The 22,722-nt window shown below is 57.5% G+C and carries 19 protein-coding genes; 13 read left to right on the top strand and 6 right to left on the bottom strand.

The genetic code is table 11. The annotated features are described in order from the left end of the window. Window positions 1-15: 15 nt before the first annotated feature. On the bottom strand, window positions 16-1,551 hold the full coding sequence (gene araG / locus AC1RKC_RS02395) for an L-arabinose ABC transporter ATP-binding protein AraG (protein WP_020826720.1): 1,536 nt from the start codon (window positions 1,549-1,551) through the stop codon (window positions 16-18). A gap of 60 nt (window positions 1,552-1,611) precedes the next feature. Further along, window positions 1,612-2,595: an arabinose ABC transporter substrate-binding protein gene (locus AC1RKC_RS02400; protein ID WP_020826719.1), complete on the bottom strand. Its 984-nt coding sequence runs from the start codon at window positions 2,593-2,595 to the stop codon at window positions 1,612-1,614. Window positions 2,596-2,956: 361 nt separating this feature from the next. On the opposite strand from AC1RKC_RS02400, the gene AC1RKC_RS02405 reads away from it, so the two are divergent. The 6 genes from AC1RKC_RS02405 (at window position 2,957) to rsxC (ending at window position 10,421) form a co-directional block, all read left to right on the top strand. Continuing rightward, window positions 2,957-4,642: a ribulokinase gene (locus AC1RKC_RS02405; RefSeq protein WP_493092157.1), complete on the top strand. Its 1,686-nt coding sequence runs from the start codon at window positions 2,957-2,959 to the stop codon at window positions 4,640-4,642. A gap of 34 nt (window positions 4,643-4,676) precedes the next feature. Next, a complete protein-coding gene (araA, locus tag AC1RKC_RS02410; protein WP_493092156.1) occupies window positions 4,677-6,182 on the top strand; it encodes an L-arabinose isomerase in 1,506 nt (501 codons plus the stop codon). 159 nt (window positions 6,183-6,341) lie between these two features. After that, on the top strand, window positions 6,342-6,782 hold the full coding sequence (locus tag AC1RKC_RS02415) for a DUF2569 domain-containing protein (protein ID WP_020826716.1): 441 nt from the start codon (window positions 6,342-6,344) through the stop codon (window positions 6,780-6,782). A 144-nt stretch (window positions 6,783-6,926) separates the two neighbouring features. Beyond that, on the top strand, window positions 6,927-7,508 hold the full coding sequence (rsxA, locus tag AC1RKC_RS02420; protein WP_004938443.1) for an electron transport complex subunit RsxA: 582 nt from the start codon (window positions 6,927-6,929) through the stop codon (window positions 7,506-7,508). Further along, on the top strand, window positions 7,508-8,080 hold the full coding sequence (gene rsxB / locus AC1RKC_RS02425; RefSeq protein ID WP_004943888.1) for an electron transport complex subunit RsxB: 573 nt from the start codon (window positions 7,508-7,510) through the stop codon (window positions 8,078-8,080). The genes rsxA and rsxB overlap by 1 nt, the downstream gene beginning before the upstream one ends. Beyond that, window positions 8,073-10,421 (top strand): electron transport complex subunit RsxC, encoded by a 2,349-nt coding sequence (gene rsxC / locus AC1RKC_RS02430; RefSeq protein ID WP_493092155.1) that lies wholly within the window; start codon window positions 8,073-8,075, stop codon window positions 10,419-10,421. Before rsxB ends, rsxC begins: the two co-directional genes overlap by 8 nt. Before the next feature lie 178 nt (window positions 10,422-10,599). Here the strand turns inward: rsxC and AC1RKC_RS02435 are convergent, their stop codons facing one another. After that, a complete protein-coding gene (locus AC1RKC_RS02435) occupies window positions 10,600-11,493 on the bottom strand; it encodes a helix-turn-helix domain-containing protein (protein ID WP_020826714.1) in 894 nt (297 codons plus the stop codon). A gap of 380 nt (window positions 11,494-11,873) precedes the next feature. Here AC1RKC_RS02435 and rsxD point away from each other — a divergent pair, with 380 nt between their 5' ends. The 5 genes from rsxD (at window position 11,874) to dtpA (ending at window position 17,061) form a co-directional block, all read left to right on the top strand. Next, window positions 11,874-12,959 (top strand): electron transport complex subunit RsxD, encoded by a 1,086-nt coding sequence (gene rsxD, locus AC1RKC_RS02440; protein ID WP_020826713.1) that lies wholly within the window; start codon window positions 11,874-11,876, stop codon window positions 12,957-12,959. A 9-nt stretch (window positions 12,960-12,968) separates the two neighbouring features. Further along, complete coding sequence (rsxG, locus tag AC1RKC_RS02445) at window positions 12,969-13,598, top strand: electron transport complex subunit RsxG (RefSeq protein ID WP_020826712.1); 630 nt, start codon at window positions 12,969-12,971, stop codon at window positions 13,596-13,598. Further along, window positions 13,595-14,293 carry an electron transport complex subunit E gene (locus AC1RKC_RS02450; RefSeq protein WP_020826711.1) on the top strand — a complete coding sequence of 233 codons (699 nt, stop codon included), beginning with the start codon at window positions 13,595-13,597 and terminating at the stop codon, window positions 14,291-14,293. Before rsxG ends, AC1RKC_RS02450 begins: the two co-directional genes overlap by 4 nt. Beyond that, complete coding sequence (nth, locus tag AC1RKC_RS02455) at window positions 14,293-14,934, top strand: endonuclease III (protein ID WP_020826710.1); 642 nt, start codon at window positions 14,293-14,295, stop codon at window positions 14,932-14,934. Before AC1RKC_RS02450 ends, nth begins: the two co-directional genes overlap by 1 nt. 606 nt (window positions 14,935-15,540) lie before the next feature. Next, window positions 15,541-17,061 carry a dipeptide/tripeptide permease DtpA gene (dtpA, locus tag AC1RKC_RS02460; RefSeq protein WP_493092154.1) on the top strand — a complete coding sequence of 507 codons (1,521 nt, stop codon included), beginning with the start codon at window positions 15,541-15,543 and terminating at the stop codon, window positions 17,059-17,061. A gap of 80 nt (window positions 17,062-17,141) precedes the next feature. Here the strand turns inward: dtpA and AC1RKC_RS02465 are convergent, their stop codons facing one another. Both AC1RKC_RS02465 and AC1RKC_RS02470 read right to left on the bottom strand, forming a co-directional pair. Continuing rightward, entirely contained in the window at window positions 17,142-19,232 is a 2,091-nt protein-coding gene (locus AC1RKC_RS02465) for a prolyl oligopeptidase family serine peptidase (protein WP_261156994.1), read from the bottom strand. Between the two features lie 158 nt (window positions 19,233-19,390). Further along, window positions 19,391-19,954, bottom strand: coding sequence for a helix-turn-helix domain-containing protein (locus tag AC1RKC_RS02470; protein ID WP_020826707.1), 564 nt, complete (start codon window positions 19,952-19,954; stop codon window positions 19,391-19,393). Window positions 19,955-20,066: 112 nt separating this feature from the next. Between AC1RKC_RS02470 and AC1RKC_RS02475 the strand changes: the two genes are divergently transcribed. Together AC1RKC_RS02475 and AC1RKC_RS02480 are read left to right on the top strand one after the other, a co-directional pair. Beyond that, the gene (locus AC1RKC_RS02475) at window positions 20,067-21,260 is read left to right on the top strand and encodes a benzoate/H(+) symporter BenE family transporter (protein ID WP_260628807.1); all 1,194 of its coding nucleotides are present in this window, start codon (window positions 20,067-20,069) and stop codon (window positions 21,258-21,260) included. A 138-nt stretch (window positions 21,261-21,398) separates the two neighbouring features. Next, the gene (locus AC1RKC_RS02480; protein ID WP_260628808.1) at window positions 21,399-21,902 is read left to right on the top strand and encodes a cupin domain-containing protein; all 504 of its coding nucleotides are present in this window, start codon (window positions 21,399-21,401) and stop codon (window positions 21,900-21,902) included. Here AC1RKC_RS02480 and AC1RKC_RS02485 read toward each other — a convergent pair. After that, on the bottom strand, window positions 21,867-22,721 hold the full coding sequence (locus AC1RKC_RS02485; protein ID WP_020826704.1) for an aminoglycoside phosphotransferase family protein: 855 nt from the start codon (window positions 22,719-22,721) through the stop codon (window positions 21,867-21,869). The two genes, AC1RKC_RS02480 and AC1RKC_RS02485, sit on opposite strands and share 36 nt — an antisense overlap. Between the last annotated feature and the right edge of the window lies 1 nt (window position 22,722).

Genomic DNA, 22,722 nt, shown 5'->3' on the forward strand with positions numbered 1-22,722 from the left:
CTTTCTCCTTCACTTTCAGGCCACCGCCGCAGCGGTATCGAGGGCAATCTCGGGGGTGCGCAGCATCGCCAGGCTGAGGGCTTTTTCCTCGCTGGCGTCATCATGGAGTAACTCACCGGACAGGGCCCCTTCCCGCATCACCAGGATACGGTCCGCCAGCCCCAGGACTTCGGGCAGATCGCTGGAAGCGAACAGCACCGCGATGCCGCGCTGCGCCAGTTGGTAAATCACGTTATAAATCTCGTGCTTAGCGCCAACGTCGATGCCGCGTGTCGGTTCATCCAGCAGGATCACCTTCATGTCTTCCGACAGCCAACGCCCCAGAATCGCCTTCTGCTGGTTGCCGCCGGACAGATTCATAATTAGCTGCTCGGCGCTTGGGGTTTTGATATTCAACGCACGTATATGATGCTCGGCGTTGCTGGCCTCCCAACCGTTGTCGATCAGACAACCCGCGCGGACACTGTTCCGCCGCGCGCTGATGTTGATATTGTCGCGTACCGAATGCACCGGGATAATACCGTCCGCCTTGCGGTCTTCCGGACACAGCATGATGCCGGCACGAATAGCGTCTATTGGCGAGCGAATGGCGAGCGCCTGCCCATCCAGCATCAGTTGCCCGGCACTGACCCTCGTGGCGCCAAAGATCCCCTTCATCAGCTCGCTGCGGCCGGCGCCGACCAGGCCGAACAACCCGACGATCTCCCCGGCACGCACGCTCAGATCGATCGGCGTTTTCACGCCGGGCGCTTGCAACCCCTGGAGCGCCAAACGCACCGGCCCCAGTTCACGCGGTTGATAGCCGTAGACGTCACCGAGATCGCGCCCCACCATCGCCTGCACCAACTGGGCATTATCAACCTGACGCATATCGTCAAAGGTGCGCACATAGCGGCCATCTTTGAACACCGTGATGGCGTCGCTGAGGGCAAAAATCTCCTCCATGCGGTGTGAGACATACAGGATCACACGCCCTTCAGCGCGCAATTCGCGGATCACTCGGAACAGCTGTTCGATCTCCCGGGCGGACAGCGAACTGGTGGGCTCGTCAAACGCGATTACCTTGGCGTTGCGCGCCAGCGCTTTGGCGATTTCCACCATTTGCCACTGGCCGATCGACAGGTATTTCAATGGCGTATCCGGATCGATATCCAGCCCGAGATGCTCCAGTTGAAGCCGGGACTCGTAACGCAGCAGTTTGCGATCCACCAGCCCGCGCCTGGTCGGCAGTTGACCGAGATAAATGTTCTCCGCCACGGTCATTTCCGGCACCAGATGCAGCTCCTGGTAGATGATTGCCACCCCGGCATCCAGCGCGTCGGTAGTGTTGGCGAAGGTGACCGAACGCCCCTGCAGCTGAATTTCTCCCTGAGTAGGTGAATAGTTGCCGCTGAGGATTTTCAGCAGCGTGGATTTCCCGGCACCGTTTTCCCCCATCAGCGCGTGGATCTGCCCGGCCTGACAGCTGAAACTGATGTCATCCAGCGCCTTCACCCCTGGGAAAGTTTTACCTATGCCTTTAAACGCCAGATACGGCAGCGCGGTAGTCATAGTGTTTTCCTCCTGCAGTTAAAAATGCCGCCCGACAACATGCTGTGGGCGGCCCGGTAATTACATCAGGCCTTTCTTCTGCAGTTCGGTTTTAAAGTTGTCGCGCGTGATCAGCACCACGTCGGTCACTTCGGTGAATTTTTGCGGTTCTACCCCTTTTTCGACCCAGTCATGCAGCATCTGGATGCTCTTGTAACCGTGAATGTCCGGGCTAGGCAGCAGCGAACCGTAGAAGCCGGTGGCCTGCGCCTTGGACAGCTCACTGACCGCATCCACCCCGTTGATCCCGATGCCAATCACGTTCGGCGCCTTAAACCCCTGGCCTTCGGTAGCGCGCACGCCGCCGAGCACGGTGTTGTCGTTCATGCCGACAATCAGCCAGTTTTTCACTTCAGGATGCTGCACCAGCATTGAGTTGGCGGCGTCGAACGCTCCTGGGATATCGTTGGATTTGGTCGGTACCCGGTAAATCTGCTTTTCCGGGAAACCGGCGGCTTTCAACGCGGCAATAGAACCGCCGGTGCGGCGACGGGCCGTGTCCAGTTCATCGGCGGTAATGGCCATCACCGCGGTATCCGGCAGCTTCCAGCCGCGCTTGTTCAGCTCTTTCCACAGCTCTTCCCCCTGGCGTTCGCCGATTTTGGTGGCGGCCATCATCACCAGCGGCACGCTGTCCATAGGCTTGCCTTTGGCGGTAACGAACTGGTCGTCCACCGCGATCACTTTCAGATTGTAACTGCGCGCCTTGGCGACGATCGCCGAGCCCAATTTCGGATCCGGCGTGCAGATGACAAATCCTTTGGCCCCGCTGGCCGCCAGGCTGTCGATGGCGTTCAGGGTCTTCTCGCCGTCCGGCACCGCGATTTTAATCACCTCAAAGCCGAGATCCTTACCGGCCTTATCGGCAAATTTCCATTCGGTCTGGAACCAGGGTTCTTCCGGCTGCTTGACCAAAAAACCCAGCTTCATGGTCTCGGCGATAGCCGAATGTGACATAACGGCCGCCAGCCCCAGTGTCGCCAGCGCCTTAGTGAATTTATGCATGATGCTCTCCGCTATTTTGTTCTCTGTGGCGACGAAACCCGCTCGCGGTGAAAACGTTATCATTAGAGTAATGGCTGTAGGTGTAGCGCTTATCTCGCGGCATTGCCTTACAGCCGGGGTAAGACGGCTTAAGTTTTAGCGGGTATTTGTTGCTGAAATGTAGAGCGCTATCACATCCGTGGAATACAGCAGATATGTGCATATATTTAGCGAATTTCGCCAAGCGTTAACTTATGACAGCCGTCACAAAACCACTGTGGGAAGCAGAAAAGTGCATACTTCCAGCCAATGGCTCCTCACCTGCCCAGCGCTTCGGCTCCTATGGTTGTCACAGCGTATTAACACATCAGGAGTCAACATCATGACGGCAGGTGCTATTGCCCTGGGATTGGACTTCGGCAGCGACTCGGTGCGGGCGTTGGCGGTCGACTGCCAAAACGGTGCGGAGCTGGATACCGAAGTGGTTTATTACCCTCGCTGGCAGCGCGGTGAGTTTTGCAATGCGTCGGAGAATCGCTTTCGTCATCATCCGCTCGACTATATTGAAGCCATGGAACAGGCGATGGTCAGTCTGGTGCAGCGCATGACCCCGGCGCAACGGCTGCAGGTCGTGGGTATCGGCGTCGACTCGACCGGCTCCACCCCTGCGCCGATCGACCAGCAGGGCCAGGTGTTGGCGCTGCGGCCAGAATTTGCCGACAACCCAAACGCCATGTTTGTGCTGTGGAAAGATCACACGGCTCTCGAAGAAGCGGATGCCATCAATCGGCTCTGCCGCAGCGGCGAATTCCCCGATTATTCCCGCTATATCGGCGGCGTGTACTCTTCCGAATGGTTCTGGGCCAAAATTCTGCACGTCACGCGACGGGACGCCGAGGTACGTCAGGCGGCGGCTTCCTGGGTAGAGCTGTGCGATTGGGTGCCGGCGTTACTGTCCGGGACCACCGCCCCACAGCAGTTAAAACGCGGACGTTGTAGCGTAGGCCACAAAACCTTGTGGCACCCCGACTGGGGCGGCCTGCCGCCAAAACCCTTTTTTGCCGCACTCGATCCCTTACTGGTTGAGCATTTGCCCTCCCCGCTGTTTGACGACTGCCACACCGCCGAGCTGCCGGTCGGCGCACTGAGTGCCGAATGGGCCGCACGCCTCGGATTGCCAACCACGGTGGTGCTGTCAGGCGGCGCCTTCGACTGCCATATGGGCGCAGTGGGGGCCGGAGCCCAGCCTTATACCCTGGTGAAGGTGATTGGCACCTCTACCTGCGACATCTTGATCGCCGATCGCCAGCGGGTGGACGGGCGTGCCATCGAGGGCATTTGCGGCCAGGTTGACGGCAGCGTGGTGCCGGGATTAATCGGCATGGAAGCAGGACAGTCCGCCTTTGGCGATATGTACGCCTGGTTCGGCCGCCTGCTGAGCTGGCCGCTGCGCGAAGCGGCAAAAAGCCAACCGCAGCTGCAGCCGCAATTGCAACAGATAGAAGCCGGCATGCTGGCCGCGCTGACCGAGGCCTGGGTCGATAAACCGTCACTGGATCATCTGCCGGTGGTACTGGACTGGTTTAACGGCCGCCGCACGCCCTATGCCAATCAACGTCTGAAAGGCGTGATCGCCGATCTAAACCTCGGCACCGATGCGCCGACGCTGTTCGGTGGCTTTATCGCCGCTACCGCCTTCGGTGCCCGCGCCATCATGGAGTGTTTTGAGCAGCAGTCTATTCCGGTGGACAACGTACTGGCGCTGGGGGGGATTGCGCGTAAATCACCGGCGATCATGCAGGTCTGCGCCGACGTGATGAACCGACCGCTGCAGATCGTGGCTTCAGACCAATGTTGCGCGCTGGGGGCGGCTATCTTCGCCGCGGTGGCGGCCGGTCATTTCCGCAGCGTGCCCGAAGCGCAACGCCACATGGCCTGCGGCATCGAACGCACTCTCCAGCCGAATCCGCAGCGCGTCGCCCGCTACCAACAGCTTTATCAACGCTATCAGCAATGGTGCCAGGCCGCCGAGCCACGCTATGCCCCTAACGCCGGTTCAGCCTGCTGAACCCCCATTTCGACATGACAATTCAGGAGTCTCCATGGACGCATTCAAGCAGCGCGAAGTCTGGTTCGCCATCGGCAGCCAGCACCTGTACGGCCCGCACACCCTGCAACAGGTCAAGGCACACGCCGAGCAGGTGGTGGAAAATCTCAACCGTGAGGCCGGATTGCCGGTAAAACTGGTGCTGAAACCGCTGGTGACCACGCCGGATGAAATCACCGCCCTGTGCCGCGACGCCAACTATCAGCCACAGTGCATCGGCATCATGGCCTGGCTGCACACCTTTTCGCCGGCCAAAATGTGGATCGCCGGACTGTCGATCCTTCATAAGCCGCTGTTGCAATTCCATACCCAGTTCAACGCTCAGATCCCGTGGGACAGCATGGACATGGACTTTATGAACCTCAATCAGACCGCACACGGTGGCCGCGAATTTGGCTTTATTGGCGCCCGTATGCGTCAGCAGCACAGCGTGATAGCCGGCCATTGGCAAGACCCCGAAGCGCACCGGCGCATTGCGCAGTGGATGCGTGCAGCCAACGCCAAACAGGCCAGCCAGCAGTTGAAGGTGGCCCGCTTCGGCGACAACATGCGTGAGGTCGCCGTGACCGAGGGTGACAAAGTCGGGGCGCAGATCCAATTCGGCTATTCGGTGAATGCCTATGGCATCGGTGATTTGGTCAGCGTGATCAATGAGGTCAGCCGTGGCGATGTGGATACGCTGATTGAAGAATACGAAACCCGCTACGTCTTGAGCGATGCGGCGCAAATCAACGGGGAAAAGCGTGAAAACCTGCTCGACGCGGCGCGAATCGAATTAGGCATGAAGCGCTTCCTCGAACAGGGTAACTTCCAGGCCTTCACCACCAATTTTGAAGACTTGCACGGCATGAAGCAGTTACCGGGGCTGGCGGTACAACGCCTGATGCAGCAGGGTTACGGCTTCGGCGGCGAAGGCGACTGGAAAACCGCCGCGCTGTTGCGCATCCTGAAAGTGATGGCGCAGGGACTGGAAGGCGGTACCTCATTCATGGAGGATTACACCTACCATTTCCAATCGGGCAACGATTTGGTGGTCGGTTCGCACATGCTGGAGGTTTGCCCATCGATCGCCAAAGAACAAAAACCGCTGTTGGATATACAACCGCTGGGTATCGGCGGCAAGGCGGATCCGGCACGGCTGATTTTCTCCACCCCGGCCGGTCCGGCGATCAATGCCAGCCTGATCGACCTGGGCGACCGATTCCGCCTGCTGGTCAATCAGGTGGACACCGTGGAACAACCGCATCCGTTGCCCAAACTGCCGGTGGCGCGCGCCATCTGGCGGGCTCAGCCAACGCTTGCCACCGCTGCCGAAGCCTGGATCCTGGCGGGTGGTGCACACCATACCGTGTTCTCACAGGCGTTGGATGCCGACCTGCTGCGACTTTACGCCGAGATGCATAACATCGAGTTTGTGACGATCGACCACAATACCAGCCTCCCGGCGTTCAAAAATGAGCTGCGCTGGAACGAAGCCTACTATCAGCTTAATCGCCGTTAATCGGCCTGCTACCGGCGGCTTATCATGCCGTCGGTAGCCAAACGTGCTGCACCGGCCTCCTGGCGCCGACCATCCGCTTGATATTGATGACGAAGCCCGCATTACCCGCTAAGCTATGCGGCTGTCACATTGAATCATGTCTTACCCAGGAAGCCGTTTATGTCTCAAGCTGATTACAACCGTATTGGCGGTTGGTTGCTGGCCCCGATGTCCTATCTGATCGTCACCCTGCTTAGCGCCAGCCTGATGCTGCTTCTGTATGCCATGGCGATTTTCATGCCGGAATCGCGCGAATACCTGCTGACCAACGCTCAGGCGTTTAGCCTACAGTGGTATTTTTCAGTGCTGACCACGATGGCAATGTGGTGCTTTACGCTGTGGCTGCTGTGGCTGTTCTGCCATCGTTCGCAACGCTTCCCCAAGTTTTTCCTGCTGTGGTTGCTGATTACCGTACTGCTGGCGGTGAAAGCCTTTGCCTTTGCGCCGGTGCCGGATGAGCTGGCCGTACGCAGCCTGGGTTGGCCCCTGCTGATGGCGGCATTGTTGGTGCCTTATATGAAGCGTTCCAAGCGGGTCAAAGGGACCTTTACCGAGCGCTAGGCGCGTTGTGGCACGTTTTGTGCGTATGATTGTGTAAATTTTCGCCAAAAAAGGGCGAAAATAGCAATAACCTTGCTATCACTGTGTTGTGGTCAGGCCGCCAATTCCCGATAATAGGCGGCTTTTATTTTTTTAGGCATCGCAATGACCGAATACCTGCTCCTGTTTGTCGGCACCGTACTGGTGAACAACTTCGTCCTGGTGAAGTTCCTCGGCCTGTGCCCGTTCCTCGGCGTTTCCAAGAAACTGGAAAGCGCCATCGGCATGGGCATGGCTACTACCTTTGTCATGACGCTGGCCTCCGTCAGCGCCTGGGTGATCAACACCTTTATCCTGGTTCCGTTGGATCTGGTGTATCTGCGCACCCTGTCATTTATTTTGGTGATCGCCGTCGTGGTGCAATTTACCGAGATGGTGGTACGCAAAACCAGCCCGGCACTGTATCGCTTGCTGGGCATCTTCCTGCCGCTGATCACCACCAACTGCGCGGTGCTTGGCGTTGCGTTGCTTAACGTTAACCTCGGCTACAACTTCCTGCAGTCTGCGGTTTATGGCTTCAGCGCCGCCGCCGGCTTCTCGCTGGTGATGGTGCTGTTCGCCGCGATCCGTGAGCGTCTGGCGGTTGCCGACGTGCCTGCGCCATTTCGTGGTTCTTCCATCGCGTTGATCACTGCCGGGTTGATGTCTCTGGCCTTTATGGGCTTTACCGGGCTGGTGAAATTCTAATGACCGCGTTATGGATTGCGATTGCTGCGCTCAGCGCCCTCGGCCTGTTGTTCGGGCTGGTGCTGGGCTTCGCCGCGCGCCGCTTTGAAGTGGAAGAAGATCCGGTGGCCGAGCAGGTCGATGAGATCCTGCCGCAGAGCCAATGCGGCCAGTGCGGTTACCCCGGTTGCCGCCCTTACGCCGAGGCGGTGGCCAACGGTGAGATGATCAACAAATGTGCCCCCGGCGGCGAGCAAGTGATGCTGAAATTAGCCGAACTGCTCAACGTCGAGCCGCAGCCGCTGGGCAGCGAAGCCGCCGCCGAGCCGGTGCGTCAGGTCGCTTATATCGATGAAGCCAACTGCATCGGCTGCACCAAGTGCATTCAGGCCTGTCCGGTGGACGCAATAGTGGGTGCCACGCGCGCCATGCACACCGTGATTACCGATCTTTGTACCGGCTGCGACCTGTGCGTCGCGCCGTGCCCTACCGATTGTATTGAAATGAAACCGGTCGCCACCACTACCGCCAACTGGAAGTGGGATATGAAGACGATCCCGGTGCAAGTGATCCACGTGGAGCAACATGCTTAATTTGTTCGCCGCCTTCAAAAAAGACCGGATTTGGGATTTCGACGGCGGGATCCATCCCCCGGAAATGAAAACCCAGTCCAGCGGCGTACCGCTGCGTACCGCCCCGCTGCCCGACACCTTTGTCATCCCCTTGCAACAGCATTTGGGACCGGAAGGCGAATTGTGCGTCAACGTCGGCGAGCACGTGCTGAAAGGCCAGCCGCTGACCGTGGGCCGTGGCCGTACCGTACCGGTGCATGCGCCGACCTCCGGCACCATCAACGCCATCAAACCGCATATCACCGCTCACCCTTCAGGGCTGGCAGAGCTGTGCGTAATTATTCAGCCGGATGGCGAAGACCGTTGGTGCGAACGCGCACCGGTGGCGGATTACCGTCAACTGCCTACCGGCGAACTGATCCAGCGGATTCATCAGGCCGGCATCGCCGGGTTGGGTGGCGCAGGTTTCCCTACCGCCAGCAAGCTGCAGGGTGGCATGAACGGGGTAGAAACCCTGATCCTCAATGCCGCGGAATGCGAGCCTTATATCACCGCCGATGACCGTTTGATGCAGGAGCATGCCGACCAAGTGATCGAAGGCACGCAGATCCTGCGCCACCTGCTGCAGCCGAAAGTGACGCTGATCGGCATCGAGGACAATAAGCCCGAAGCGATCGAAGCGTTAAAACTGGCGTTGCGCGATCAACCGGGCATCTCGCTGCGGGTGATCCCAACCAAATATCCTTCCGGCGGCGCCAAACAGCTCACCAAGATCCTGATCGGCAAGGAAGTGCCGCACGGCAAACACTCCTCCGCTATCGGCGTGCTGATGCAAAACGTCGGGACTGCCTTTGCCATTAAGCGCGCCATTGTCGACGGCGAACCCTTGATCGAACGCGTGGTCACCCTTACCGGTGAAGCCCTTAGCCAACCGGGTAATCTGTGGGCGCGCATCGGCACCCCGGTGCAGCACCTGCTGAACTTTGCCGGTTTCCAGCCGCAGGCCCAACAAATGGTGGTCATGGGCGGCCCGCTGATGGGCTTCACCCTGCCCGCGCTGAACGTGCCGATCGTTAAGATCAGCAACTGTATTCTGGCCCCTTCCGTCAGTGAAATGGCGCCACAAGAACCTGAACAGTCTTGTATTCGCTGCGGTTTATGCGTTGATGCCTGCCCGGCGGGCCTGTTGCCACAGCAGCTTTACTGGTTCAGCCGTGGCGAAGAACACGAAAAAGCCCGCAAGCATAACCTGTTCGACTGCATTGAGTGCGGTGCTTGCGCCTTTGTATGCCCCAGCAATATTCCGCTGGTGCAGTACTACCGCCAGGAAAAGGCCGAAATCAAAGCCATCGATCAGGAAGCCGCGCGCACCGCCGAAGCCAAGGCCCGTTACGAAGCCAAATTGGCCCGTCTGGAACGTGAAAAACTGGCGCGCGAAGAACGTCACAAGAAAGCGGCCGTCAAATTGACAGACGGCGATCAGGATGCGGTACAAGCCGCCCTGGCCCGCGTGCGCAGTAAAAATGCCGCGCCGGCAACCGGAACCATCAGCGGCGAGACACCGGACAATAGCGAGATGATCGCCGCCCGCGAAGCCCGCAAAGCGCAGGCGCGTGAACGTCGTGCTCAGCAAGATGCGGCTGCCACCCCAGCGACGTCTCCTGCTGTCGAGGGCGAAGATCCGCGTAAGGCTGCAGTTGCTGCTGCGTTAGCCCGGGTTAAAGCCAAGAAAGAAGCTCAGCAAGCCGGCGCAGTTGGAACGCCTGCTGAACCGATAGCTGCTGTGGCGCAAGAAGAAGATCCGCGCAAGGCAGCCGTGGCCGCTGCATTGGCACGGGTTAAAGCCAAGAAAGCTGCGCAGCAGGCCGATAGCGTTGAGTCGCCGACGGAGCCAGCCACTGCCGTGCAGGAAGAAGATCCGCGCAAGGCAGCCGTGGCTGCTGCATTGGCACGGGTCAAAGCCAAGAAAGCTGCGCAGCAGGCCGAAACGGTTGAATCGCCGACGGAACCAGCAGCTGCCGTGCAGGAAGAAGATCCGCGCAAGGCGGCGGTTGCGGCGGCCATCGCTCGCGCTAAAGCCAAGAAAGCCGCGCAGCAGGCCGAAACGGTTGAATCGCCGACGGAACCAGCAGCTGCCGTGCAGGAAGAAGATCCACGCAAGGCGGCGGTTGCGGCGGCTATTGCACGTGCTAAAGCCAAGAAAGCCGCGCAGCAGGCCGAAACTGTTGAATCGCCGGCAGAACCGGTAGCTGCCGTACAGGAAGAAGATCCGCGCAAGGCGGCGGTTGCGGCGGCTATTGCACGCGTCAAAGCTAAAAAGGCCGAGCAAAACCTGGCGACGGCGGAAAACGATAAAGAGTAGCGGAAGCGGCGCCTTGCAAAACGCAAGGCGGCCCTGGCTGTTTCACTCAATAATGCGTGAGCGCCGCTGGCGACCACTTGAGCACGCAGCAAGGCGTGAGATGTGAGGGTTGGTGGACCAAACAGGCGGTTCGTAATACAGGGCGCGTTCCAATGGTCCCAGCCCTTGGAGTCACGCCCTAATCAATAGAAATCAGATAGGTATAATCAACGTCAATCTGGCGCATCTTCGAATCCTGATTCCGCTCCTTGGTTTGAATTATTTCCATCTCCACGCTCCCTTTCACTTCATTACGCAGCCCCGGCATCACGTGGGTGATCAGATAGGCAAAGAACTGCGAACACTCTTTCGCAGAGCCCAGATGGTTAATAGAAATATATTCACGCCCGGCGATCGGGATAGTGTCGATCTGGTAGCCCGACAAAATATCCTGTTTGTTCTCAGGATCCACTGCCATGATGTGGGTGGCCGAATACGCGTCATCATCTCGATTTCGCACGGAATGAATGCTGTAAACCCGATGACAATCCACACTCAGCCCACGGAAGAAATCGGTGAAGATTTCGTCCTTCATCGCCATACAAGACGAATGTTCGATCTCCGCTTCCGAGGCAAAATCCAACTGGCGCGAAAAACCCACCAGCTGCATATCCGGCAACGTCAGGCGTTTCACTTCTGGGTAATAATCGGCTGCGAAATTGGCATCGAAACTAAAACGCGGCATCAGGTTTTTCACATCCCAGGTGTCCATCGAACGATAACGATTGGGCGTGGTGTCGAAACGCTGTTTGAACATGCGGGTAAAGGTTTGTTGGGAATCAAAGCCCAGTTCGTCTGAAATATCGATGATAGAACGGTGGGTGATACGTAACGCCACCGCTGCACGCGTCAGAATACGTGAGCGGATATAGGTGGCGAGCTGAATGCCGGTGATGCGTTTAAACTTGCGTTGCAGATGCCACTTGGAATAGCCGGAAATACGCGCGACTTCGTCCAGATTAGGCCGTTTCTCCAGATGTATCTCAACCCACTCAATCAGTTCTTCAATAAAAAATACATCTTCATTTGTCATTAATGTACATTCACTAACTTAATAATACACGGGATAATAACCCACATAGATTATGCAAAAGTTGTTATTTTGTGCGAAAAAAAGGCCCTAAAATACCCTGCAAATCCAGTGGTTATCGCCTGTTGTCGGCCAGTGATGCCGACGATTTTTGTTTTGACTGACCAAACTACCCCGCTTTTCTCGGCAAAAAAAATCTAATCGCGCCATTAGAAATTTCCCCCTCGCGTACACCCCGTGCTAAAAGCCGAATACCCGCACAATTAAGACGTATTACCCTCGCAGTGATTCAGGTAGAATGCAGCGCTATAATTTTTCCTGCGGCTCCTCTGAGAGGCGCGTTGAACCTGCCGATGCACGGCAAAGATAGGTGTAGTTATTCTATGAAGTTCAGGCCGGTACAACAAACAGCCGCCAAAGGCTTGCACATCGCCAGTTCTCCTTTCACCCATAACCAGCAAAGCACCAGCCGTATTATGCTGTGGGTCATGCTGGCTTGTATTCCCGGTGTCGCGGCGCAGGTGTGGTTCTTTGGCTACGGTACTCTGATTCAAACCGCCCTGGCGATGCTGGTCGCCCTGCTGGCGGAAGGCGCTATCCTCGCCTTGCGCAAGCTGCCGGTTCGCACGCGTCTGGCAGATAATTCTGCCCTGCTGACCGCCTTGCTGTTGGGCATCAGCCTGCCACCACTGGCCCCCTGGTGGATGATTGTCATCGGCACTTTCTTTGCCATCGTCATCGCCAAGCAGCTGTACGGCGGCCTCGGGCAAAACCCGTTCAACCCGGCGATGGTCGGCTATGTGGTGCTGCTGATCGCCTTCCCGGTACAAATGACCAGTTGGCTGCCGCCGGATGAACTGCGAGCCACCGCGCTTTCATTCCAGGATACCCTGCTGGCGATCTTCAGCGGCCATACCGCGCAGGGCGCCACCATTCACGAATTGCAGATGGGGATTGACGGTATCAGCCAGGCCACCCCGCTGGACGGTTTCAAAACCGGGTTGCGCAGTGGCCATAGCGTCGAACAAGTGTTGCAACAGCCGCTGTTTGGTGGCGCTCTGGCCGGTATCGGTTGGCAATGGGTCAACCTCGGTTTCCTGGCCGGCGGGCTGTTTATGCTGGCTCGCCGCCTGATCCACTGGCAGATCCCGTTCAGCATGCTGGCAGCTATCGCCGTGTGCTCTGGACTGGCCTGGTGGCTTGACCCGCTGCAGCAGGCATCGCCGCTGATCCACCTGTTCTCCGGGGCCAGCATGTTGGGGGCGTTCTTTATTGCTACCGACCCGGTCAGCGCTTCCACCACGCCAAAAGGCCGCCTGATTTATGGCGCATTGATTGGCGTGCTGGTGTGGCTTATCCGTGTTTATGGCGGCTACCCTGACGGCGTTGCCTTCGCCGTTCTGCTGGCCAACATTACCGTACCGCTCATCGACCACTACACGCAGCCACGCGTGTACGGCCATCGCTAAGGAGCCATGATGCTGAATTCAATGAGAAAGCATGGCACCACGCTGGCGGTGTTTGCCGCAGTGACTACCGGTCTGACCGCGGTGGTGCATAGCCTGACGCAAAAAACCATCGCCCACCAGGCGGCATTGCAGCAAAAAGCCCTGCTTGATCAAGTGGTGCCCCCGGAACACTACGACAACGACATGCAGACCGAGTGCTTCCTGGTAAGCGATCCGGCGCTGGGCAACGGTGCCCCTCACCGCCTGTATCTGGCGCGTAAAAACGGTCAACCTACGGCAGCCGCGGTAGAAACCACCGCACCGGACGGCTATTCCGGCGCCATTCAGCTGCTGGTCGGCGCTGATTTCAGCGGCACCGTGCTGGGTACCCGCGTGGTCGAACACCATGAAACGCCTGGATTGGGCGATAAAATTGAGCTGCGTATCTCGAACTGGATTTCGTTCTTCAGCGGCAAGAAAATTGAAGGCCCGGACGATAAACGCTGGGCGGTGAAGAAAGACGGCGGTATGTTCGATCAATTCACCGGCGCCACCATCACACCGCGCGCGGTGGTCAACGCCGTTCGGCGCACGGCATTGTATATGGAAACGCTGCCGCCTAAACTTGATAGCTTACCTGTGTGTGGAGCCAGCGAATGAGTGAAGCCAAAGATCTGATTGTCCAGGGGTTGTGGAAGAACAACTCCGCACTGGTACAGCTGCTGGGGATGTGCCCGCTGCTGGCAGTGACGTCCACCGTGACCAACGCCCTCGGGCTTGGGCTGGCGACCACCCTGGTATTGACGCTGACCAACGGATCCATTTCCGCGGTGCGCCGCTGGGTGCCGAATGAAGTGCGTATTCCCATTTACGTCATGATCATCGCGGCGGCGGTCAGCATCGTGCAAATGTTGATCAATGCCTATGCCTTTGGCCTGTATCAATCGCTGGGGATCTTTATTCCCCTGATCGTTACCAACTGTATCGTGGTGGGCCGCGCCGAAGCGGTAGCCTCTAAAAAACCCATCGGTTTGTCAGCGCTGGACGGCCTGGCAATCGGCCTGGGCGCTACCGGCGTAATGGTAACGCTTGGCGCGATGCGTGAGTTGCTGGGCAACGGCACCCTGTTCGACGGCGCCGATATGCTGCTGGGCAGCTGGGCCAAAGTATTGCGCATCGAAGTGGTTCACTTTGACAGCCCGTTCCTGCTGGCCATGCTGCCACCGGGGGCCTTTATCGGCCTAGGCCTGCTGTTGGCGTTGAAATACCTGATTGATGAACGGATGAAAGCGCGTACGGCCAAAGCCTTGCTGGCTGAACCGACGCTGGGACAAGGACAGACAGAGAAAGCCTGATGAATAAGCAAAAACGGCTGGAAATTCTTACCCGGCTGCGCGACAACAACCCGCAGCCGACCACGGAACTGGTGTACAGCACGCCGTTTGAACTGCTGATCTCCGTACTGCTCTCCGCGCAGGCGACCGACGTCAGCGTCAATAAGGCCACCGCCAAGCTTTATCCGGTGGCCAACACCCCGGCCGCCCTGCTGGCCCTGGGCGTCGACGGCGTCAAAGACTACATCAAGACTATCGGTCTGTTTAACAGCAAAGCCGAGAACGTGATCAAAACCTGTCGCATGCTGTTAGAACTGCACGGCGGCGAGGTACCGGAAGATCGTGCCGCGCTGGAGGCCCTGCCTGGCGTCGGTCGCAAGACCGCCAACGTGGTGCTCAATACCGCCTTTGGCTGGCCGACCATTGCCGTAGATACCCACATCTTCCGCGTTTGCAATCGCACCCGTTTCGCTCCGGGCAAAAATGTCGATCTGGTTGAAGAGAAGCTGCTCAAGGTGGTGCCGGCCGAGTTCAAGGTCGATTGCCACCACTGGTTTATCCTGCACGGCCGTTATACCTGCATCGCACGTAAACCGCGCTGCGGTTCCTGCATCATTGAAGATCTTTGCGAGTTTAACGAGAAGGTTTATCCCGACGCCTGATCGCTGCCACCGGGCGCAACGCGCGCCCGTCTCTTCCTCATATCCCATTGAGCTATTTTTTATCGGAAATGTGATATCAAGCAGCAGTAACCTTGGTGTTCTCGCGGATTTCAGTAGAAAACCCAATTCCCGCTTATTTTCAAGCGAAAAATTAGTTAAAAATTGCGGTAAACCTCACGTTTTAAAGATCACATTACCGTCACAAGCGCCAGTCCCGTTTTCTTAAATTTCTATAATTTTACAAAATGCGTCATATGCACAACAATCCAATGGATTAATCACCCCACCTATTGATATGGACTAATAAAACTCCATTCAGCAGAATATATCACTGTTTAAATTCCGTATAGCTTTTAATCAAAACAAAAACTCGGCAAAGCAAATAAAGACGAACGTTAATGCTGCATAACATTTGCAACATGGTTGTTTCACTCCGCGAGCGTTATATGTAACAGGATATGACAAACGCCTTGCCTCGTTGACAAAGATAGTGAACATTAACCGCCGTCATCCCATCCTATAACAACGCAGAAGGATGCAGTCCTGCATCACCTTTTGCAATTTCTCGTCTCTCTGGGACGGGGCAGTGAAAAATCAGAGGTACCAGTGTCAACAGCAAACAACAACAGCGAACAACCTGAAAGCGTGAGTCTTAACGCCTTCAAACAACCCAAGGCGTTTTACCTGATCTTCTCTATCGAGCTGTGGGAACGTTTTGGCTATTACGGCCTGCAAGGCATCATGGCGGTTTATCTGGTCAAAATGCTTGGCCTGAGCGAAGCCGACTCGATTACCCTGTTCTCTTCCTTCAGCGCACTGGTGTACGGCTTTGTCGCCATCGGTGGCTGGCTCGGAGATAAAGTACTGGGCTCCAAGCGCGTGATCGTGCTGGGCGCGCTGGTGCTGGCCGTCGGATACGCCATGGTGGCCTACTCCGGCCATGAAATCTTCTGGGTGTACCTGGGTATGGCGACCATCGCCGTGGGTAGCGGCCTGTTCAAGGCTAACCCATCTTCCCTGCTGTCAACCTGCTATGAGAAAGACGATCCGCGTTTGGACGGTGCATTCACCATGTACTATATGTCCGTCAATATCGGTTCTTTCCTTTCCATGTTGGCCACACCGTGGCTGGCGGCGAAATACGGTTGGAGCGTCGCGTTCTCACTGAGCGTGGTGGGCATGCTGATCACCCTGGTCAACTTTATGGTGTGCCACAAGTGGGTTAAACAGCACGGTTCCAAGCCTGACTTCAAACCTCTGCAGGTGAAAAAGCTGCTGATGGTCCTGGTGGGCGTAGTCGCTCTGGTAGCCATTTCCAGCTGGTTGCTGCACAACCAGGTGATTGCCCGCTGGGCACTGGCGATTATCTCCATCGGTATCGTGATTGTGTTCGCCAAAGAAACCTTTGCGCTGCACGGTGCTGCGCGCCGCAAGATGATCGTCGCCTTCCTGTTGATGCTGGAAGCGGTCGTCTTCTTTGTGCTCTACAGCCAGATGCCGACCTCGCTGAACTTCTTCGCTATCCACAACGTGGAACACAGCATCCTCGGTATTGGTTTCGAACCCGAGCAATATCAGGCGCTGAACCCGTTCTGGATCATGCTGGCCAGCCCTATTCTGGCGGCGCTGTATAACAAGATGGGTGACCGTCTGCCGATGCCGCACAAGTTCGCTTTCGGTATGATCCTGTGTTCAGGTGCCTTCCTGGTGCTGCCGTGGGGTGCCAGCTTTGCCAACGAACAGGGTATCGTTTCGGTTAACTGGCTGATCCTGAGCTACGCGTTGCAGAGTATCGGCGAGCTGATGATCTCCGGTCTGGGCCTGGCTATGGTGGCGCAACTGGTACCACAACGCCTGATGGGCTTTATCATGGGTTCCTGGTTCCTGACCACCGCCGCTGCCGCGCTGATTGCCGGTAAGGTCGCCGGTCTGACTGCCGTTCCTAGCAATGTTAACGACGCGCACGCTTCGCTGGCTATCTACAGCCACGTGTTTATGCAAATCGGTATCGCTACTGCCGTGATCGCCATCCTGATGATGCTGACCGCGCCGAAGCTGTACCGCATGACGCTGGACACCGCTGAAGATACCAACAAGAAAGCACCGGCGGCCGCTGCGGCCAACTGATCGCCGGCGAGGTTTTCATCGCAATAAAAAGCCGGGGCAATCATTTGCCCCGGCTTTTTTTATCTCTCGTCCTGCGAGATTCAGACCTTCGGTTTAGCGCTCAGGTTAGTCCACATGAACTCGCTGACCAACGCACCGTGGAAAGCGGCCTGTTGCTTGTCTGCCGCCGCACTGTGCCCCCCCTCGGTATTCTCATAGAAATAGGCCTGCTGGTAGCCCATCTGCTGCATCCGCGCCGCCATTTTACGCGCGTGCGACGGGTTGACCCGGTCATCACTGGTGGCGGTGTAAAACAGCACCGGCGGATAAGGTACATCGGCTTTGATGTTGTGATACGGCGAGAACGTCTTGATGTATGCCCACTCTTCCGCTTTGCTCGGGTCGCCGTATTCGGCAATCCATGAAGCCCCGGCGGAAAGCTGGGTATAACGTTGCATATCCAGCAACGGCACTTCACAGACGATGCAACCGAACAGCTGCGGGTACAGCGTCAGCATGTTGCCTACCAGTAAGCCGCCGTTACTGCCGCCGCGGGCTCCCAGATGTTGTGACGATGTCACTTTTCGCACAATCAGATCCTCCGCCACTGCGGCAAAGTCCTCATAGGCACGATGACGGTTTTGCTTAAGCGCCGCCTGATGCCAGGCTGGACCATACTCACCACCGCCGCGAATATTGGCCACGACGTACACCCCTCCACGCTCCAGCCAGGCCGGCGCCTTGGCTCCCATGTAACCCGGCGTGAGCGACACCTCAAACCCGCCATAACCGTACAGCAGCGTAGGGTTGCTGCCGTCCAGTTTGATGTCCTTGGCCGATATTTGGAAATACGGCACCCGCGTACCGTCTTTTGACGTAGCGAAATGCTGGCTGACCTGATAACCACTGGCGTCAAAATCCTGCGGCCCTTGCTTAAGCAGTTCCGGCTCCCCGCCGTCCAGATTGCCCATGTACAAAGAGGTCGGCTGCAGGAAGCCGCTGAGAGTCAGGAAGTAATCGTTGGTCTCTTCATCAATGCCGCCGGCGGACAGGGTGCTGATTGCCCCCGGTTTGCCCAGCGGCTTGCGCTGCCAGCCATTCTCTTGCGGCGTCAGCACTTCCAACCGGTTTACCACGTTGTCCATGATGCTGAGGATCAGGTGATCGCGCGTGGCGCTGTAGCCACTTAACGCCACCTGCGCGGTCGGGGTGAATAACACCGTAAATTCACGCTTGCCGGCCAGATAATCGTCAAAATGGGTCGCCAATAATGCACCGGAAGGATAACGCGTCTCCCCCACCTGCCAGTCGCTGCTCGGCTTAACCAATAGCCACTCGCGGTGGGTGCTGAACTCGGCGTCGGCGGGAATATCAATTTTGATTTTCTGATCTTGTGCGGTCAGCAGATAGGTTTCGCGGCGATAGAAATCCAGGCTGCGGCCCACGTAGTTTCGCTCAAAGCCTGGCGTATGGTCATGATAGGCATACACCACCATATCCTGCGGTTGCGCTTCATACAGCGTTTGAGCCGCGCTCAACGGCGTGCCGCGCCGCCAGCGTTTGGCAATGCGCGCATAACCTGATTGAGTCATGGATCCCGCGCCAAAATCCGTGGCGACAAACAGCGTATCCTTATCAATCCACGAGGCCTGACTTTTCGCCACCGGCAGCACAAAGCCGTCTTTAACAAACTGCTTGGTCACCAGATCGAACTCACGGATTTCGGTGGCGTCACCGCCGTCCGGCGACAGCTCCAGCAGGCAATAGCGGTATTCGGGAGCCAGCGACTGCGAGCCATGGAACACCCAATCTTTGCCTTCGGCCTTGCCCAACGCGTCAATATCCAGCACCGTTTCCCAGTTCGGTTGATCCTTGCGATATTCCTGCAAGGTGGTCCGTCGCCACAGGCCGCGTGGATTGGCTTGATCCTGCCAAAAGTTGTAATAGTACTCACCCCGCTTGGTGACCCACGGAATTTGGCTCTCTTTATTCAGAATGGCCAGCACCTGCTTTTCCACCTGACGAAAACCTTCGCCCTGGGCAAAACGCGCGGTGGTACGTTGGTTTTCCTGCTTGATCCATGCCTGCGCGGCTTTGCCCTGCAGCTCTTCCAGCCACAAGAATTGGTCGGCGGCGCTGGTGCCCCCGTCTGCCGCCATCGCCAGGCGGATACTGTTGGGTAATGAAGTCATCGCGAATACGGCTCCTGCGGTTTGTGCGCTGAGTTTAATAAACTGGCGTCGGTTGGTGACTGGCAAGTTCAATCTCCCTTTGAAAGTTAATAAGACTCATTTTCAACAAGGTAGGCGTTTGGCGGCGCAGAGTCAAAGCCTGCGCCCACGCCGTTGAATCAAAATTTAGGGTAATGGATCAGATCGTGAATGCGTACCGTCTGTTGGCTGGCATTGCGGTAAGCATGTGGCCGATCGGCCTGAAAGCGCATCGCCTCGCCGCTGCTCAGGTGATACCACTGCCCGTCGACGGCCAGCTCCAGCTCGCCGCTGATGACAATCACATGCTCGATCACTCCCGGCTCATGTGCAGAAGACTCGCTGAGCGCCCCTGGAGCCAGATCGATGACAAACATGTCGAACCCCAGTTGGCGATCGAAGGGAAACAACGGGACGACACGCATATCGGCGTTGTATTGATTAAACACTGGCGCATCGCCATAGCGGTGCAGCGTGGCCTGCTGTTGTAGCGGTGAGATCTCGAGAAACGCAGAGAACGCCACGTTAAACCCGGTAGCAATTTTCCACAGCGTTGCCACCGTTGGGCTGGATTCTCCGCGTTCGATCTGCCCCAGCATGGCCTTGCTGACGCCGGTATTTTCCGCCGCCTGATTCAGGCTCCAACCGCGCTGCACGCGCAAAGAACGAAGCGTTTGTGCCAGATGACCGGACAATTCCTGCATGTTTTTCTCCCTTGCTTTTCGGCTGATTATAGCCACTTGTGCGCTATAACGCACGGTGCTATGCTGCCGCTTCACTGTGCGTTATAACGCACAACCGTTGCCGGAGTCAGCCATGCGCCCAGCCCTCTCTTTGCGTCATCTGTCCCTGCCCGCCGTGATGGCCGGGTTCGTTGCGGTATTGGTCGGTTACACCAGTTCTGCCGCCATTATCTTTCAGGCGGCCGCGGCCGCCGGTGCGACGCCAATGCAGATTGGCGGCTGGCTGACCATGTTGGGGCTGGGGATGGGCATCACCTCCCTCGGACTGTCGCTGTATTACCGCACGCCGATCCTGACCGCCTGGTCGACGCCCGGCGCCGCGCTGCTGGTCACCAGTCTGCCAGGAACCCCACTCAACGAAGCGATTGGCGTTTTCATCTTTGCCTCCGGGCTGATCCTGCTGTGCGGCGTGACCGGGCTGTTTGCCCGGTTGATGGATTACATCCCGCAGGCAATTTCGGCGGCGATGCTGGCGGGGATCCTGCTGCGCTTTGGCCTGGATGCCTTCGCTTCGCTACAGGTGAATTTCGTGCTGAGCGCGGGAATGGGGCTGGTGTACTTGATAACTCGCCGTTATCTGGCCCGCTACGCGATTGTCCTGACCTTGTTGACCGGCCTGGCGATTGCGGCGCTGCAGGGTAACATCCATCTTGCGCAGCAACCGTTGGCGTTCGCCATGCCGGAGTTTATTGCGCCACACTTTAGTGCGTCTACGCTGTTAGGGATTGGTGTGCCTTTCTTCGTGGTCACTATGGTGTCACAAAATGCCCCCGGCATCGCCACCCTCAAGGCCGCCGGCTACAGCGTCCCCACCTCGCCGTTGATTAGCTGGACGGCGCTGACCGCACTTTTGCTGGCGCCGTTCGGCGGGTTTTCGGTTTGTATCGCCGCTATTACCGCCGCGATCTGCATGGGGCCTGACGTGCATCCGCATCCGCAGCGCCGCTATATGGCCGCCGCTGCCGCCGGGGTATTTTACCTGCTGGCCGGTGCCTTCGGCGGCGTTATCGGCATGTTGTTCAGCGCATTGCCCGCCGCCTTGATCCACACCATTGCCGGGCTGGCGCTGCTGGGCACCATTGCCGGGAGTCTGCAACGCGCATTGCAAGATGAAAAGCAACGTGATGCCGCGCTGATCGCTTTCCTGATCACCGCGTCCGGCGTGACGCTGCTCGGCGTCGGCTCGGCATTTTGGGGGATTATTGGGGGGGCTATCGCTCATATCATCCTTTCACTGCCACACCGCGCGAACCGCAGCGAGAATTAAGTCCGCAGGTTGAAAGGTGCTTTAGTCCCTCCGTCAATGTTCCCCCTTTAGCGATCTTCTGCTTAACTGATGGGGAACCATGGACGGTTTTTCTACTGCCATCGCCAATCACTAAGTGACATTGTCACGAGGATGTTTATGAATGAGCATGCCACGCTGTTAGCCCAGCGTCTGATCCGTAATTTCGACCAGGTTGAGAAATCACACGACAGCCGTCCACCGCTGTATGACAGCATTGGCGCCCGTTTGGGCACCGGTACCGCAGCCAAAAAACTGGGGGCTTCTATCGACGTGGTAGCCCCGGGCATGCGTTCATGCCCTTATCACTTCCACTATGCGCAGGAGGAGATGTTCATCGTGCTGGAGGGGATCGGCACCTTACGGGTTGCCGGGGAGCAGCTGCCGATCAAAAGCGGGGACGTTATTTTCATTCCGCCGGGCCCGGAATACCCACATCAGATCATCAACACGTCGGATGCGCCGCTGAAATATCTGTCTGTCAGCACCCGCGAGCAGCCCGAACTGGTGGAATATCCTGACTCAGGCAAATTTCAGGCGATGGCCGTGGACCAAAATGGTGAAATGGTACGCTATTTACAGCGGCCTTCAGCGTCGCTCGATTATTGGCAGGATGAACCCTGAATCCCCTTCCGGTAACGACAGGCCCAGTGCGAGCGCCGCCTGCTCGGCGACACGGAAATCGATATCCGCCGCTTCGCCGTCCTCCATGAACCAGGCGGCGGACAGCCCTGCCCAGGCAAGGATCCACTGCAGCAGACGCTGGCGTTCCAGCCCGGCCAGTTGGCAGATCTGCACGACTCGCCGCTGAAAAATGTCTGGGTCAGTAGCAATACCGTAGTTGGGGTTGCAGAAAATGTTGGCGTAGTCGAACGCGCGTTCGCCATAAAGGCGTTTAGGGTCGATCACCAGCCAGCCACGCTCACCGAAATCCAGCACGTTGTCATGATGTATATCCCCGTGTAACACGGTCTGTTCACGCGGGCTGGTCAGCAATTCTGCGGCCACCCTGGCGCTGAGGCGCAGCATGCCACCGTGCGCCTGCGCCGCCGGCCACAGTGAGTTAAACCATTGGTGCAAAGGAATGAGTTCCGGTAAGGGTTCGGCACGTGGTGCATGCAGGCGGGCAACAACCTGGCAAAGAATTTCCGTCGCCTGACGATCGTCGCCATCGCGCACCATTTGCGGCAACGAGCGGCTGCCTTGCGCACGCTCCAGCAAGATCCCATCCTCATGCCAGGCCAGCACCCGCGCAGCACCTTCGCCCTGCCACCAGCACATCAATAAACCGCCGAACTTTTCTTCCTGTTCGCGGGCTATCTTCAACATGGCGGCGGCACCCTGATAGCGAACGGGCATCAGCAGGCTGCTGTGAGTTTCAAACGCCTGGCCGTCGGGCTGTAACTGCCAGCGTTGCATGTAAGGAATTAAGGCCGAATTCATT

It is taken from the genome of Serratia sp. GW822-FHT06E05, assembly GCF_058799445.1.